The organism is Bacteroidota bacterium (assembly GCA_018692315.1).
GTDB lineage: Bacteria > Bacteroidota > Bacteroidia > Bacteroidales > JABHKC01 > JABHKC01.
On sequence record JABHKC010000088.1, the window covers coordinates 65960 to 82602 of the forward strand.

General features: G+C 32.6%; 11 protein-coding genes. 4 read left to right on the forward strand and 7 right to left on the reverse strand.

The genetic code is table 11. The features are described 5' to 3' along the window. Positions 1 to 213 precede the first annotated feature (213 nt). The 5 genes from HN894_07090 to HN894_07110 all read right to left on the reverse strand — a co-directional run bounded on the left by HN894_07090 (position 214) and on the right by HN894_07110 (position 9767). The gene (locus HN894_07090) at positions 214 to 2025 is read right to left on the reverse strand and encodes a T9SS type A sorting domain-containing protein (GenBank protein ID MBT7143088.1); all 1812 of its coding nucleotides are present in this window, start codon (positions 2023 to 2025) and stop codon (positions 214 to 216) included. Positions 2026 to 2224: 199 nt separating this feature from the next. Further along, positions 2225 to 4543: a serine protein kinase PrkA gene (locus tag HN894_07095; protein MBT7143089.1), complete on the reverse strand. Its 2319-nt coding sequence runs from the start codon at positions 4541 to 4543 to the stop codon at positions 2225 to 2227. 11 nt (positions 4544 to 4554) lie between these two features. After that, positions 4555 to 6153, reverse strand: coding sequence for a SpoVR family protein (locus HN894_07100; protein ID MBT7143090.1), 1599 nt, complete (start codon positions 6151 to 6153; stop codon positions 4555 to 4557). Positions 6154 to 6230: 77 nt separating this feature from the next. Next, positions 6231 to 7592 (reverse strand): DUF444 family protein, encoded by a 1362-nt coding sequence (locus tag HN894_07105; protein MBT7143091.1) that lies wholly within the window; start codon positions 7590 to 7592, stop codon positions 6231 to 6233. Between the two features lie 99 nt (positions 7593 to 7691). After that, positions 7692 to 9767: a serine protein kinase PrkA gene (locus HN894_07110; protein ID MBT7143092.1), complete on the reverse strand. Its 2076-nt coding sequence runs from the start codon at positions 9765 to 9767 to the stop codon at positions 7692 to 7694. Between the two features lie 342 nt (positions 9768 to 10109). On the opposite strand from HN894_07110, the gene HN894_07115 reads away from it, so the two are divergent. The 4 genes from HN894_07115 (at position 10110) to HN894_07130 (ending at position 14889) form a co-directional block, all read left to right on the forward strand. Then, positions 10110 to 10823, forward strand: coding sequence for a hypothetical protein (locus HN894_07115; protein ID MBT7143093.1), 714 nt, complete (start codon positions 10110 to 10112; stop codon positions 10821 to 10823). Between the two features lie 24 nt (positions 10824 to 10847). Continuing rightward, positions 10848 to 11513, forward strand: coding sequence for a hypothetical protein (locus tag HN894_07120; GenBank protein MBT7143094.1), 666 nt, complete (start codon positions 10848 to 10850; stop codon positions 11511 to 11513). 111 nt (positions 11514 to 11624) lie between these two features. Next, positions 11625 to 14132 carry a DNA translocase FtsK gene (locus tag HN894_07125; protein ID MBT7143095.1) on the forward strand — a complete coding sequence of 836 codons (2508 nt, stop codon included), beginning with the start codon at positions 11625 to 11627 and terminating at the stop codon, positions 14130 to 14132. Between the two features lie 73 nt (positions 14133 to 14205). Further along, a complete protein-coding gene (locus HN894_07130; GenBank protein MBT7143096.1) occupies positions 14206 to 14889 on the forward strand; it encodes an outer membrane lipoprotein carrier protein LolA in 684 nt (227 codons plus the stop codon). 69 nt (positions 14890 to 14958) lie between these two features. Here HN894_07130 and HN894_07135 read toward each other — a convergent pair whose 3' ends face one another. Further along, positions 14959 to 15420, reverse strand: coding sequence for a DUF5606 domain-containing protein (locus HN894_07135; GenBank protein ID MBT7143097.1), 462 nt, complete (start codon positions 15418 to 15420; stop codon positions 14959 to 14961). 96 nt (positions 15421 to 15516) lie between these two features. Next, positions 15517 to 16617 carry an efflux RND transporter periplasmic adaptor subunit gene (locus tag HN894_07140; protein MBT7143098.1) on the reverse strand — a complete coding sequence of 367 codons (1101 nt, stop codon included), beginning with the start codon at positions 16615 to 16617 and terminating at the stop codon, positions 15517 to 15519. Positions 16618 to 16643 lie beyond the last annotated feature (26 nt).

Here is a 16643-nt window from a genome sequence, read left to right on the forward strand (position 1 = left end):
TAATAAAAAAACTTCAAAAAAAGGAAATCAAAGATAATATTTTTTTGATGCAATTTAGATAATTATGAACAAAACATAGCTGAAAAATTTCTTGCAAAGACGCTTGCTATCAGGAATATTCCTGATTTTGCAGGTATATTGTCATGAAAATAGCTGCTAAACTATAACAACAGCAGGTTTCACTTTTGTTTTACAATTAGGAAAAATTAGTTATTACTTTTGTAAAATACACTTATCAACAGCAATAAATTCGCCTGCAATAATTTTATAGAAATAAATTCCGGGAGGAAATTTGCTTGCATCCCAGTTTAAGACATAGTTTCCTTCTGTTTGAGTTTTACTGATAAGGGTTTCAATAATTCTTCCGGTGTAGTCGTGAATGCTGAGATTCACCATAGTTGTTTTAGATATGTAGTATGAAAAATTTACTGCTTCACTGAAAGGATTGGGGTAGCAATTGTTCAGTTTAAATGACGATGAAACAGAATTGTTCTCTTCTATGATATTGTTTGTTTCTCCACCTTCCCAATAAATGTCGTCAAGAGCAAATTCGCAGGAAGCTCCATTTACTTCCAATATTACAAATTCGTAGCTTAGCATTCTCAAATCAATAAAAGCTCCACGTATATCTTCTACAGGAATAGTTGCTTGTCCCCAATTTCCATCTCTAACAAGGCCATAGGTTGTTTGATTTGCCGGAAAATCGACATAGTTTTGATTACCCCAGGCATCTATAATTCCTATTTGAAAACTTACATTTGCTGGAATTTTAATCCTGAATTTCAAATTTCCATTTCCAAAATTGAAAAGGTTGACTGGCTGCAAAGACATAATTCCAGCACCAAACCAACCAAGTCCGGTTGAAGCCCATGAAATCCCATTTTCACCTTCAAATGGCGGTATCGATCCACCGGATAATGTTCCTTCCCAGACATATATTTCTGAATCAATCCCTAACTCTAAGCCTCCGTTGGTTGAAGTGCTATCTGTAAATAAACCAAAGGTTCCTGTTTCAGGTGTTGGTGGTCCTATCGTAACTTCAGCTTGCCCATTCCATTCGTAAACTTTAATATAGTCAACATACATGTCCGCAGGAAAAGGCATAGAAACCGGTGCTCCACTTCCCGGATCTCCCAAATTATAAGCATCAGTAAATGCACCACCAATTGCCAGATTTGTTATGAAATAAAATGGTTGATGAAATTCGTACGAAAGGCTGTCAATCGGAAATGGTTTGGTATAAAAATCATATTCAACATTATTGTCGATTACAGTGAAACGAATACTATCTTCATCCCAATATAATCTATAGATTAAAAACCTGTCGTTTAACGGATTTGTATAGTTATAATATGGCCTGCAAAAATCGTCGTCAGGATCCCAAGATATACTCGCTGCTCCTGAAGGATTTTCCGGAGTAACTGCATCATCTGAATAATAAATGGCATTAGCTCCAACTACCTGATTAACAGTTGAATTATTCAAGTCGTTTCCACCATTATGTCCATCGTGCAAATCTCTGAATGATTGGCTTTGTCCCATTTCCATCATGTCCATTTCGCCACAATTAGGCCAGCCAAGATTAGATGTGCCTAATAGCCAAACTGCAGGCCAGCCTCCAAGATCTAAATCCGGAACTTTCACCCTGGTTTCTATCATTCCGTATTTTACAGAAATTTTAGATTTTGTATTGAGTTTTCCTGATGTATAATTCAAAGGATTGCCCCATTGATCTACTATTCCTGTTCCGGTTTCTTGCTTAGCTGTGATATACAGGCCATAGTTCCCAGGTTCGCCCGGAATAGAATCAATTGTTACATTTTCTTCTTTGTAAAATTCCAATTCTCCATTTCCCCAGCCCCATGAACCATTTCCGGTATTTATAATCCAGTTGTCAAGATTGTTAAAATTTTCTTCCCAAATTAGGTTTCCAATTTGACCATTACTGGAGTTTACTGAAAATGCAAAAAATATACTACAGATAAAAATTATGGTTAAAAGCGGAGTATCAAAATTTCTTTTCATAACGATTATTTTTCATTTAATAATAGTTGCAAATATTCAATGAAAAAAGTAAAGAAATGAAATTATGAGCCCACTAAAAATACATCACCACCCAAAAATAGATACATCAATAATACTACCAATTACATTTATAATGCTTATTATATGAATTATATCACAGGAATATAAATAACACAAATAAATATTATCTTATTCTTTTTCAAGAATAGACAGACATAATATTTTTTTCAAGAACATATAAAGAAATTTGAAGGGCTCCTTCCAGTGTATAAGAAAAATTTTTCATCAAATTTTTTATCATATGACTGACATGATTTTTCATACGGCTGTTGTATTTGCCAAAGGCGGCAGTTCCATAGTCCTGAATGGCATGTTTAAAAATATCGTTGTTGGCAAAAGGAACAAGTGCATGATTTTTCAAATTTTGAGTATATTTCTCAAATAAGTTATTGTATTGTTCTGTATTGCTTATGTCTATATCCTTGATGTTAATTTCTTGTGCTAAAGTTTTTGATATATATATTTGATGTTGATCTGCCCTGAAATCTTTTCGCTGTTTATTATTCGAAGAGGTTCCTAAAATTACGGATTCGAAGTCATCAAAATATTCATCAGTAATTTCCAATCTATCGCCTGTATATATACATTTTGAAACTTCTTCAGAATCAAAATTAATGGCATAAATATAATTCAAAATATCATCGCTAATTTGGATTTTGTTATATAAATACGCAGCTTCTTTTACTTCCTGAAGTATCTGAAAATTGTACATTTTAACCACAGCCTCGACAAAATTGTTTGGAATTTGCTTCAAAAGGTTTTGGTTACTCTCAAAGAAACTTTTTATCTTTTCAATTGTTACTAACTCCTCAGAATTTTTGAATTTGCTTATAAACTCGTTGAAAATAAAGACCGATTCTCTACCGGAAATCCCTTGCAACCCTTCTTTTTCTGCTTCATCAATAATACTTTTTCTAATTTCATTATTGAATGCTTTCAAATCGGTTTCGCTAAGCCAAACAGGAATTTTACCTGTGTAGATATCCATCTTCAACAATAAGTAGTTTTCGTCAAGAAATTCTTTATATTTCGATTTGTCTTCCAACCATTTATCTATGATAGTAGATTTTGAGTTGATGCGAGTTGAAATGACAATTTTAGCAAAATACTCGATCAAATTTGGCAAGAAACTTAAATTGAGTTCTTCCCCAAATTTGTTTTTATAAATAGCTACTTCCGTATTAAAATCAAGGACATACGGAATTTTTACAGTTGTTACTCTATCCTTGAAAGATGGAATTTTTTCATAATGTTTTTTGTCCACAGGATTTACCAATCCAACAAAAAGAGATTTTATTCTTTCTTCAATTAATCCTACTTTATGAACACCATCGCTTATTATTCCATGCAAGTTACTTAATCTTTCTACATTGTATCCTTTAATGTCCATAAGTGCCAGGACTCCATTGTTGGTCAATGCCAAGTGCGAATGTATATATTGCACTTTATTTGATCTGAGAAGATTGTTTAGCATTTGTTGCAAACTATCGTTGGTTATTGGGCTTTTACTTATTTCATCGCCCGGGTAAAAAATACTTATTCCAAGTCCAAACTGACGAATATATTTGAAACGTTTCACATGCAACATTTTGAACACATCGAGCGGATCGTGAAGTTTGTTGAGCAAAGTGTCATATAAGGATGTACAAATGCTACACGATTTATCCTTCAATACCCATTCGTATTCTTTTTTATTATACAAATCATATTTGAAAGATTCATCTTTAATAAGTTCTTCTAAAAATTCTTTTCTATAGCTTTTAGGTATTTGAAGAATTGGATGATCGTTGTTTGGGCAAGAAAAATATAAATCTTGCGAGCCGGGATATTCAAGCTGCCGAATTTGCGATGTGTAATATGATAATTGTTCATCATTGCCATCTTTTTCAGCTATTTTTTTCATTTCTTTTTCGAAGCTATGAAAGCCTCCCAATTGTTGAATATTAAGTCTCCATTGCGTTTTATATAATGTGCCAGCTTGAGTAGAGGAATATTCTTCTAATTTTTGGAGCAAATTGTTCAGAAAGGTACTTTTACCACTTCCCGGAGGTCCTTCAAAAAGCAGGATACGATTGACATTTGCACCTTGCTTAATAGCATTAATAATATTTATCAATCGGTTTGCAAAAAGATTGTCTGCAAAAAATGGCACATCGCAATCTTTCTCGAAAAGATCTTTGCAATCGAAATGTAAAAGTCCCATTGATAGTGGATCTCCTTCGTATTCGTCTATTGGTTTGGGAACGAAATAATTGACCATATCGTGAAATAATTGGTAAATATCTCTGAAAACAAGATTTGGTTTTCGGGCAGCTACATTTAAAAATTCATTAAAATTAAGTTTTAATCGTTTCTCATCCATACGCAGACGAGAGCCCAATTTGGTAAGTGCTTCAAGTCGTTCGCCTTGTTGCATCAAGTCTTCTTTTAGTTTTTGAAGTTCTTCTTGTTTACCCATAATCCATTTTATTAACTAAGTTTTACTTTCTCTATTTTTCTTTCTTTCATTGTGTATATAAATTTATTAAGAGTCTTTTCTCTGGTTTTTTTATCGATTTGTATCTCAGTGGTTTGTAGTTGCACACTTCCTCCCCAAAGGTATTCTATTCCAAGCAGAGTATCAGGAATAAATTCGTTATACAAAGATTTACCCTCGAAATGGTGTTCTAAAAATAGGTTTTTGTCGGTAGTTTTTTCATGATTTACGGTAATGTGTGGTGGGTGATATAATGAATCTATTAACATTTTTTTGTATTCTTCGGCTTTGCGACTTTTAATATAATATTCAATTGTTCTGTCAGCAGAATTCAATCTTTTTCCAGTAATAAATACTCCATACTCATCAACAAAATCTTGAGATATATATGTATTGAACAATGTGAAATCTGAAAATTCTTCTCTTACTCTGAATATTGCAGATTTTCCTTTCCCTGTTTTTTTGTTATATTTTTGCCGGTCTGAGATATTTTTTATTTTTTCGAACTTGTAACTCATTTTTCCTTTTTCAGCCAAATTTTCGATATGTTGGAACAATCGTAAACCAATTGCATAAGGGTTTAAACCAATTCTGCTAAGAGAAGTTACCGAAGCATTAAGTTTGGCGTAAGAGATTTCATGACCAGCAATTCTATCATCCTTTCTGAAAAGTTCGTCGTGCCAATAGCTTGCCCAGCCTTCATTGATGGTTTTTGTTCGAATTTGCGGACTAAAATACAATGCTGTTTCACGAACAATATTTACTACCGATTTCATCCAAACATTTGAACTTTTATTAAGAAATGGAGATTTTCTCAATAAATATTGAAGTAAATCTTCTTCTACAAATTTAGTTTGTTTACTATGATTTCTAAAAAGCTCAATAAACTCAGGAAAACGATTTTTTACATCATCAAAAAACACTGACTCTGCTGTTTCCCTAAATTTTATAGAAATCTTGTTATATCGTTCAATTTCTCTATAAATTTCATGTTGAGACAGTTTTTTTTCGACTTGCAAAAAATGGTCGAAATAAAAGTTGAGCATGGCAGACAAATTTAGTTTTTGCGGATATTGATTTTTCGAAATAATACTATAAAAACCAATTATATTATCAATACTTCTGCTAAATTCGATAATATAATCGACCCATCTGCCATGTTTGCTTCTCAATTGTGCAATCAGGCGTTTATCTGCGAGAGCTTGCCCAACAAAGTCGTCGTCCCATGTATTTTGAAAAAGTTTATTATTCTGAAAAAAATCAATATGCCCTAAAACATGATAAAAAATCATAATGTTCATCCAGTCAGGGTTGTTGTCGTTATAGAACGAAATTGCAGGGCGTGAGTTTATAACTGTCTCGAAAGGATTGTGCGGATAAACCTCATATTGTCCATGACCTTTAAGAACTTCAATATCCTGAACCCAATAATCATACAAAGTCGGAATCATTACTTTTGGTGATAGATTAATCATGTCTTTATTTGAGACTATGTACTCTAAGGATTCGTTGTCGAACTGCAAACCAGCGTCTCTGGCCCTTTCTTTGCAGCCCTCCATTATTCTCTTTATATTTTGATCTATCAACTGCATTTTTTGACACTTATTTTTAACTATACATTAATTCAAAATTCAATTATCACGACAGCTATCGGGACATAATTTATTACTTAATCATTAAGTATTTTTATTCCTTCAATTATTCTATCCTCAGAAACTGTTGCAGCTTCGAAGCTATCTAATTTCATAAGTTCTGAATGCTTTGTAAGTATTCCAGACTTATCAATATATTTTTCTAATGTCGTTTTTATTTGTGAAGACCAGCTGTTTTTAGCTATTGTAATACCTATACGATTTGCATATTTCAACATTTCATTGATTGCTGATAATGTATTCCTGCCAGTTAGATCCCAATCGTCTCCATCTGTGCCATAATACACATAAATATTGTTATCAATAGCCAATTGTTTTTCGTTCACAATTTTGTTGACAAGCTGAAAAGCCGGGTGTATTTGAGTTCCTCCGGCAATTTGGGATCTGTAATATGTAGCAAAATCTTTCACTTCTTTAGCAGCTGTATCGTGCAGGACGAATCTTACTTCCACATTGTTTTGATACTGATACATCAGCCAGCTATAAATAAATAAATGTTGCTTACAAACTACCTCTGTGGGCTTTCCTGACATTGAGCCCGAGTAATCTCGAATAAAAAATACTATTGCCTGGTTTTCATAATCTTTCTCTTTAGACATGATTCTGAAAACTTTATCTTTTGGATTGACCAATAAATTTTCGCTTGAAAAAGGTTCTTCTGGCTTGATCCGTCCTAATAAAATATTAGTTTCAATAATTTGTTTTAAAGTTGCTTTTTTATCGAGTATCTGCCCAAAACCTTTATTCGTGTCTGTCAAATCGTATTTAACTTTTGTAATGGATTTTTTTTTGCCTTTGTCTTTAATATTAGGTAACTGAAATTTTTCTGTCAGCAATTTTCCGAGGTCAAATGCTTCGGAACTAATATCGTGCTCTCCTCCACTACCTTCACCGGCACCCGTGCCATCACCATCTTGTGGCTCTGCAGGTTGTTTTCCTATAACTTCACCTTCCTGTCCTTCACCACTTCCGCCAGTTTGTCCCTCACCATCTTCATCTGTCGAATCGGTATGATAAAACTTTGGTTCGGTAGTTGTTGGAACAATTATTACTTTTCCTGTTTTACCTTTTTCAGGTTTTATTAATCTGCCAATTTTCACTCTCTTCGGAAATCCGTCTGCATCTCGTTGCTTATCTTGCTCGAGAAGTTCGTCGAGAGTTTTTAAATGTGTGTGGGCTTTTGGTGAATTTTTATTGAAATCGGAACGAAATTGTAAATCATTAATAGTAAAAAAGTGCTTATAGTTTTCGAGCTTTACATTATCGACTTTTTTTTGATTTTCGATAAATTCAAGCTCTTTTATAATAAGCTGTTTTTGCTCGAAATCAATACCTTGATCGAAGAGTTTTTTCGCTATTTCTTTTTCGCTACAATTCATTCTATTTAAAGTTTTAAAATGTATAAATTAGAAACTGAACATATTTGCATTGTCATAATTTCTAATTTTCAATAAAAGCAAAAATTTTTGCTCATCAGTTTAAGAAACATCATCCTGAGAGCAGAAATATTCAATAGTTTTCAAAGCACAAGTTTCGCAATAGCCTAATTTGTTTTGCATAGTGTTAAGCATTCGGTTAAACAGTTTTTGATTTTCTTCATTTGTTCGATTGCTTAATGCCCCAACAAGACTGCCAGCTCCCGCTACATCAGACTTTAATCTTACATCGGTTACTGCTTTTACCAAATCGTTGTTATCCATAAAATTGTAACTAGTGTCCTGCATCATTTTTTGCCCATAAATTTTTGAGATAGTTGTTCTATAGCTCATTTTTTGCTCCTTGGTTTTTAATCCTAATCTTGACTCTACACTATTGATAAACGATTCATCAATTTTTAATGGGACTAATTTGTTCGTTTGAGGATCTCTATATGTCCATATTTTATTTGTTCCTAAATTTTTGGCATCTAATCCAATTATCATGTTTACATAATTCAGCACATCTTTTTCTATGGCATCGGGTTCGTCCATATAGGCATTAAAAATAGTTGTCATTACATCTTTGCGATATAATGTTTTGCCCAATTTCAAGTCGTTCAAATATTTTACTCTATAGTCGGGTTCATGCACATAGTCCAATATGATCTTTTCCATAGCCATAAACACATCGCCGGCATACATGCACTTGCCTTCTTGCGTTTCAGAACTTTCAAGTAGTATTTGTATGCAACGACCAAGATTTCTGTGCCCTAATCCTTTTTGTCCGAAACGTTTAGTGATATCCGGTTCTGCATTTAACTGATCAATAACTTCGCTGAGTGTTTTAAGACTTTTTTCACCTGCAACTTCACCTGCCGAAAGTTTCATCATCTCCAGCGGGTTTAGTTTATTTGATAGTGGCATTCTGGTTAATATGGTTGTAGTAGATAATGCATGATTCAAATTTGGGTCAATATGTAGTTTTGCTCCTGTGAATGTAGTTTTTTCAATACTACCCAATGCGTAATTGGTTAGCTGCTCTTGAAGAATATAATTTGTATTGTGTGCCATGTATGAAATTCGACATCTATCTACAATTGGAGCTTCTTCTTTTTCTTCAATGAAGCGTGCAAATTCATCGTTGTTGCTTGTTGCAATTATTAAGGTATCCAATGGCCATTTGAATCCTTCCACATCAACTGTACGGTTTTGGATTACACTAAGATAAACTTGTACCAGATCCTTTTTGTTCTTAAAAATCTCATCGGCAAAATGAATACCTCCACCAGCAACTCGTGCTAAAGCTCCTCTTCGTAAATCGAAACGATATGGATTATCAGTATCAGTAATATGTAGCAATCGTGTAATTGACTCTTCGCCAAGCAAATCAATAGCAGATGAGGTAATTTTATCTTTAGCGGCATATTTTCCAGTAAGAGTGCCCCTCGATTCAGAAATTGGAATTGGCACAATTTCGATATTCTCTAATACTTTTTCAATATCGTTATCAAAATGTTCTTTAAATTGGGAAAGCACATAATCGGAACATGCCCCAAGTGGTCGATAATTTTGATAAAACACTTCAATTTGCGCTTTACGAAAACCAAATTTCAATAAGTAATCGACATTTTTGTCCTTCGATTCAAAAAGATTCATAGCCAATATGAGAGGATCTTCAAATGTTTGAGATTCAATAGACGTAATTTGACCATATCTCCCAAGAATACTCAAATTGCTGAACCTGAATGTATAACGCATATTTTCAGGTTTTGAGACAAATTCCCTATAGAGTTTGCTCAAATAATCAACAAAAAATGTCTTTCCATTTCCTGGTTCACCAATCAGCACGAAAGCCATTTCTCTTGACGAACCGCCTTCAGCAGCATCTTTAACATAAGAAACAAAACTGTTTAGTTCATCAAACATTCCAATAAGGTGGCGGCTTTTCTGCCTCAAGATATCAAAATCGAAAGTGTAGCGACCGTTTACACTTACCTTTCTAATTTTTTTTGGATCACCAAGAATCATACGTGTTATGGCTTGGTAAACATTTTCGAATTTTCGCTTGTTTGCAAAAACCTCAAAGAGATGGTGATTGAAACTTTTACGTGGATAAGTATTTTCCTTTTTTTTCATAATTCCCTCCTTTTATGGTGCTGTAAAAAAGCCTTTGCCTTCATTATCAATCTTCAATGCCGCGAAAGAACTTCAATATCTAAAAAATCAAATCACTATTACAAAGATAAACTTTTTTTTGAATAATTGACTATTATTAAACAAGAAAATAATCATATTTTAAACATTATTCCATTTGAAGAATAAAGCAAAGTATCAGCACTTTACTTATCAAAAAAAGTCTCAATTATTTGGGTTAAGTTTTGCGACTTTTTCTAAGTTTATGATGAATATCCTACAGATTGTTTTTTTTAAAATATATAGTATTTTCAAAATGAAAAATTAATACATTTGCAAATTGAAATGTTAAAAAGAATATACACATATAAAATATTGATAAATAGCCGATTTCTTGTTGCTGCTTTTCTTTCAATTTCATTATTTATTATTTCATGCTCAGAGCTAAAAAAGTCAAGAAATCAAGGCATAATAGAATATGAGGTTATATATTTAGACAGCGAGGAAGAATACCCTGTGATTGGGCTAATGCCTGAAATCATGACAGTTAGCTTCAACAGTAAATGCTCGAAAAGCAAAATGGTTGGTTTTCTCGGATTTTTTAGCACACAAATCATTTCAGACACTAAAGAAAGAGTTAATTATACATTAATAAAAATTCAAGGTAAAAAATATGTTTGCAAAGAGACTTTAGACGACGGACCATTTGTAAATAATAATTATGAAAATGTCAATATTGAATATGCTTCAGAAACTAAAGAAATTGCAGGATTTCTGTGCAAAAAAGCTATTGTAACATTTCCTAATGACAAAAAGAATCCTATCGAAGTTTTTTACACTGATGAAATTAACTTTTCTGACCCAAACAAAAATACACCATTTGCTGCCATTGAAGGTGTTTTGTTAGAATTTCAGTTAAAGTTATATAAAATAAACATGAAGTTTGTAGCTTCAGAAATTCAACATGTAGATATTCCAAAAGAAGAATTTGAAATTCCACCTGATTACGAATTCGTAACAAAAGAAAAAATCGAAGAACTTATTAACGATTTTATATAAATTATTAAAATGAAAAATATTAAAATGAAAAAAATATTAAAATTATCATCATTGTTTCTATTATTTGTGGTTTTGTCGAATAGTTTGTTTGCACAAAAAGCTAAAAAACCATTTTCAGGAATAATTACTTATGGCATTAATGCTGAAGGATTTTCAGAAGCAGAAAAGTTGCAATTACCAAAAACAATTGTTGTAACATATTTAGGTTCTAAAACAAAAACAGTTACACAGATGCCAACACAAGAAATGGTTATTCTCAGCGATTATGAAAAGAAAGAGGTAGTTATGCTTCAGGACATTATGGGGAATATGATTGCCATGGATATGTCTGGTGAAATTGCAAAAGAGTTAGAAAAGGCAAAAGAATCGGAAACAAAATTTACATATTCTGATGAAACGAAAAAAATTGCCGGCTACGATTGCAAAAAAGTTGTTGCTATTACTGAAACCGATACACTTGTGGGCTATTACACCGAAGATTTGAATATTGAAAATGCCAATTGGAATTCAATTTTCGAAGAAGTAAAAGGAGTAATGCTGGAGTATGAACAACCAGGTCTCGAAAACAAAAAAATAACTATTTTTGCTCAAACTATCAAGAAAAAGAAAATTAAGGAAAAAGTATTTAATATTCCTGACGAATACGAAAGAAAAACAATAGAAGAACTTCAGGAAATGTTTGGAGGCTGATAAATAGTGCTTTAAGAAAACTCCATTTTCTTCACAAACATATTCTACAAAATTTCGATAATGCTCGGATTATTTATTAATTCGAGTATTATTTTTATACCGAAAAGATAAATGGCAAAAAAGAAAAATAGTAAAGGTAAAAACTCGAAACCAAAAACGAAAAAGAAAGCTACTGTTTCGAAAAGGTATTCAAGATTTGTTGCATTTCTGAAAGACGAACGATTTCATATTTCGCTTGGTTTGTCAACCATAGCTTTTTCGGTACTGTTAACTATTTCATTCATATCATTCATTTTTACCGGTGGTGCAGACCAAAGCCTTAAACACAAAGGATTTTGGGAATTGATGTTAAATTTTGACGGTGAGGTTGCCAATTGGGTTGGTAAAATTGGTGCTTTTTTCTCAAATTTTTTCATTAGTAATGGATTCGGTATTGCCTCTTTTTCTTTTGTATTTTTGTTTGTAATTGTGGGCTTTCGCCTTTTAAAATTAAGAATGCTTCCATTTGGGAAATCAATAAAATACTCCGCAATTGTTACTGTTTGGTTATCAATTTGTTTGGGTTATATTTTTGTAAATTCAGAACAGGATACCCATTTATATCTTGGAGGTGCTTACGGATTTTTCATTAGCGAGTGGCTGAATTCACTCATCGGAAAAATTGGAACTTTTTTCGTACTTTTCATTTCACTTTTAGTTTTTATTCTTTATACTTTCAACAATTTTGCAGATTGGTTAAAAGGAATTTTAAAATCAGCTTATGCAAGACAAAAGCAAAAACCCTTGAATAAAAAATCGAATAATGCTACAAAAAAAACTTTTGAAAACTCAACAGAAAGCGAGATAGAGGATTTAGAAGAATTCGCTGAAAACACTCCTTTGTCTATAGAAATTCCGGATACTGAAATTGAAAGAACTCCCGAAGAAAATGTGTCAGTTGAAGGAGAAATTAAAGAAATTGATCTTGAAACTTCAGTTGAAATTCCAAAAAACAATATTACAGAAAAAGGAGATCTTGAACTTACGGTAGATGACAAAACTCAAGATGGTGCTGAACCGGAAATAGAAACAGAAACCACTGAAAAAGAGGAAGAAGCCCCAAAAGCAATTAATTTAGAACCTTTCGATCCTAAGCTCGAATTGTCGTCATTCCAGCTTCCTTCAATACAATTGCTTGCAAATCATAAATCGGAGAATTCCGAAGTCAGTAAAGAAGAGTTAATTACCAACAAAAATAAGATTGTAGAAACTCTTGCACACTACAAGATTCAGATAGATAAAATTAAAGCAACTATAGGTCCAACAATTACCCTGTATGAAATTGTTCCGGCTCCAGGTGTTCGAATTTCAAAAATAAAAAATCTTGAAGACGATATCGCTCTTAGCTTATCTGCTTTAGGAATTAGAATAATTGCGCCTATGCCCGGCAAAGGAACAATTGGAATTGAAGTCCCGAACAGAAATCCTGAAATAGTTTCGATGCGTTCAATTATTGCCTCAACAAAATTTCAGGAATCGAAATATGTACTGCCTGTAGCACTTGGAAAAACAATCTCGAACGAAACATATGTTTTCGATTTGGCAAAAATGCCACACTTGCTCGTTGCCGGAGCTACCGGTCAGGGAAAATCCGTAGGTTTGAATGCCATACTTACATCGTTAATATATAAGAAACATCCTGCTGAATTGAAATTTGTGCTTGTTGATCCTAAAAAAGTTGAACTTTCTATATATTCGAAAATTGAAAAGTACTATTTAGCAAAATTACCAGACACTGAAGATGCCATAATTACCGATACTCGTTTTGTAGTGAATACTTTAAATTCGTTGACTATCGAAATGGATTTGAGATATAATCTATTGAAAGACGCTTCGGTTAGAAATATTATTGAATACAATAGAAAATTTACTGACAGGCGCTTAAATCCTGAAAAAGGACATCGTTTTTTGCCATATATTGTTTTGGTAGTCGATGAATTTGCAGATTTGATAATGACTGCCGGAAAAGAAATTGAAAATCCGATTGCCAGAATTGCTCAACTTGCACGGGCAATAGGGATTCATTTGATAATTGCAACCCAGCGTCCATCAACAAACATTATAACCGGAATGATAAAGGCAAACTTTCCTGCAAGAATTGCCTTTAAAGTTACATCTATGATTGATTCAAGAACAATTCTGGATACACCCGGAGCAAATCAACTGATTGGTAGAGGCGATATGCTAATTTCATCAGGCAACAATCTTGTGAGAATTCAATGCGCTTTTATTGACACTCCCGAAATTGACGAAATAGTAGAATTTATTAGTTCACAACAATCGTATCCATCTGCATATCTCTTGCCTGAATATGTTGATGAAAATACAGAAGAAAGTCCCGAATTAGACTTATCTCAGCGAGATGCTTTGTTCGAAGAAGCAGCACGCATGGTTGTAATTCATCAACAAGGTTCCACTTCGCTCATCCAACGAAAACTTTCTATTGGTTACAATCGCGCAGGCAGAATTATTGATCAACTTGAAGCTGCTGGAGTAGTAGGCCCATTCGAGGGGAGTAAAGCTCGACAGGTTTTATATACTGATGAGTATTCATTGGAACAATTTTTGAATTCTTTATAGTAAAAAATAATGAGTTTTCTTATACACTTATAATAATTTGTTGTATATTACCGTATTTTTAAAAAATAATATTATGAAAAATATCCTTGTCATTGCAATTTTCACAATTTTTTCTATTTCAGCTTTTTCGCAATTCGACAGAAAGGCAAAAGAAATCTTAGATGAAGCAAATGGAAAAATAAATTCCTATTCTTCTATGAGGGCAGAATTCGACTTTATTATGGAAAATAAACAAGAGAATATCTATGAAACTATTGAAGGAAAATTGCTATTGAAAGAAGACAAATATAAACTTGACCTAATGGACGTTCTCACTTTCTGTGATGGAATAACTATATGGACATATATGAAGGATGCCAATGAGGTGAACATTTCGGAACCCGACACCAACGATAATTCAATATTAAGCAATCCTACAAATATTTTTTCGAGCTACCAAAAAGGCTATAAATATAAATTTATTGAAGATAAATATGTAAGCAAAAATATTGTACACATAATTGAATTGTATCCTGAAAAACTCAATTTAGATTTATTTGAAGAGGATGACGACGAATCTAACAATTTCAGCAAAATTGTATTACATATCGATCAAAAGAATAAGCAAATCAGGCTTATAAAATTTGTTGGAAAAGACGGAAACAATTATACAATTGACATTAAAAAGTTTCAATCAAACGAAGATGTTGACGATAAATCCTTTATTTTTAATGCAAAAGATTATGAAGAGGTAGAAGTAATTGATTTAAGAGATTAAAATCAAATTTTTAGCTTGAATTCTTTCTTAGGGATGAACTATTTTTTCAAACGAGTTTCCTGTATTATTTTATTCTTCACTACTGTTTTTCTCCATTGGCTCAGTGTCATTACTGTCGGCAGATTCTGGAGTTTCTTCCTTTTCTTCATCGAAGACCATTAAATCTTGCTTTAGCAAAATATTATACCAACTGATAATCTTCTTAATATCAGACACATAAACACGGTCTTTATCGTAATTTGGTATTGCTTTTGCAAAAAACTCTTTCAATTCGGTTCCTGAACTTTTATGGCTAATAGCTTCGCCGCCATTTTGAGCTGTATAAATACTTTTAAAAGCGTCTGCTAACTTAATATCTTCCTCCTCAGTAAAAACAGAAATATCTTCTAATGAACTAATTTTTGAACTTGCATAAGCAGGCATCCTTTTTTTGGTCTCAAACGACTCAACAATAATTGCACTTTTTGCATGAGAAATAAGCTTGTAAAGCCCACTATATCCTGAAATTGACAAAATATCTTTTAATTCCATATCACTAATATTAATGTTTTATTTTTTGCAAAAGTAAAATTTTTAAAATTATTTTAAAAATCATTATTTTAACATTCCCTGAATAACAACTATACTTTATATCTGAGAAGTAAAAATAGCTTTGTGAATTTTGATTTTGTCTTCAATTTTAAGTCCGGAAGTTACTTCAATATTTATACCATCTGAAATTCCAACTTTAATAATATTTTTTTCAAAAATCTGAGGAGCAGTTTCAATTTCTACAAATACAGTATCTTTATCGAAAAGCAACAAGCTTTCGTTAATAGCAAGAACACTATCTTTTCGAGAGAGCACAATATCTGCATTAGCACTATATCCAGCTCTGATAAAATTTGTATCGTTTAATTGCACAGCAGCTTTTATCTGAAACTGAATTGCACCATTTTTTTCAATTCCTTTAGGTGAAATATATTCGAGTTTTGCATTATATTTTACATTTTCGATAGCTCCCACAGACAAAATTAAATCCATCCCAATATGAATTTTCCCAACTTCCGATTCATCCACTTCGCCCATAAAAATCATATTATTCATATTTGCAATTGTGGCAATGGTTGTGCCCGGGTTGAAAGTATTACTTTCAATAACCTGATTTCCTTCTTTTACAGGAACATCAAGCACCATACCGTCAATTGTTGAACGAATTAATGTATTTGTTCCGCTACCGGATTTTTTCGATACACCTTCTTTCACTAATTGAAGGTTGTTTTCTGCAGAATTTAATTCTTCGCAGGCTTCTCGAAAGTTTGTTTCAACCTGCTGATATTCAACTTCTGCAATAACATATTTTTCATAAAGTTCTTTTTGCCGGTCGAAAAGCAATTTTGCATGTTCGTAGTTTATATTTGCTCTGTTCAATCTTGATTCTGCATTGTTCAGGTTCACCATATTTGGAATAATCTTAACCTTTGAGAGCAATTGTCCTTTTTTAACCATGTCGCCCGGTTCTATATAAATTTCTTCAATTATTCCTGACAATTGCGATTTTATCTCAATTTCTTTGCGAGGAACAACAGAACCGGTGGCAACAGTCTTTTTAATAATATTTGTAATTTTTGCAGTATCAGTTTCGTAAACTATTGGGCTTTCCTGATTTTTTTGATACAAAAAATAAAATACGTAAACAATAATTGCAACGATCGCTATAACCAAAAGTGATTTAAAAAATATTTTCATCTGTTTATGTTTTTATAATAGTTTAT

Bases quoted from the DNA above. Each gene is read 5' to 3' on its own strand.
- HN894_07105 (MBT7143091.1), bottom strand. From the start codon at position 7,592: ATGAATTGTAGCGAAAAAGAAATAGCGAAAAAACTCTTCGATCAAGGT.
- HN894_07090 (MBT7143088.1), bottom strand. From the start codon at position 2,025: ATGAAAAGAAATTTTGATACTCCGCTTTTAACCATAATTTTTATCTGT.
- HN894_07140 (MBT7143098.1), bottom strand. From the start codon at position 16,617: ATGAAAATATTTTTTAAATCACTTTTGGTTATAGCGATCGTTGCAATT.
- HN894_07100 (MBT7143090.1), bottom strand. From the start codon at position 6,153: ATGCAGTTGATAGATCAAAATATAAAGAGAATAATGGAGGGCTGCAAA.
- HN894_07135 (MBT7143097.1), bottom strand. From the start codon at position 15,420: ATGGAATTAAAAGATATTTTGTCAATTTCAGGATATAGTGGGCTTTAC.
- HN894_07130 (MBT7143096.1), top strand. From the start codon at position 14,206: ATGAAAAATATCCTTGTCATTGCAATTTTCACAATTTTTTCTATTTCA.
- HN894_07110 (MBT7143092.1), bottom strand. From the start codon at position 9,767: ATGAAAAAAAAGGAAAATACTTATCCACGTAAAAGTTTCAATCACCAT.
- HN894_07120 (MBT7143094.1), top strand. From the start codon at position 10,848: ATGAAAAAAATATTAAAATTATCATCATTGTTTCTATTATTTGTGGTT.
- HN894_07095 (MBT7143089.1), bottom strand. From the start codon at position 4,543: ATGGGTAAACAAGAAGAACTTCAAAAACTAAAAGAAGACTTGATGCAA.
- HN894_07115 (MBT7143093.1), top strand. From the start codon at position 10,110: ATGTTAAAAAGAATATACACATATAAAATATTGATAAATAGCCGATTT.
- HN894_07125 (MBT7143095.1), top strand. From the start codon at position 11,625: ATGGCAAAAAAGAAAAATAGTAAAGGTAAAAACTCGAAACCAAAAACG.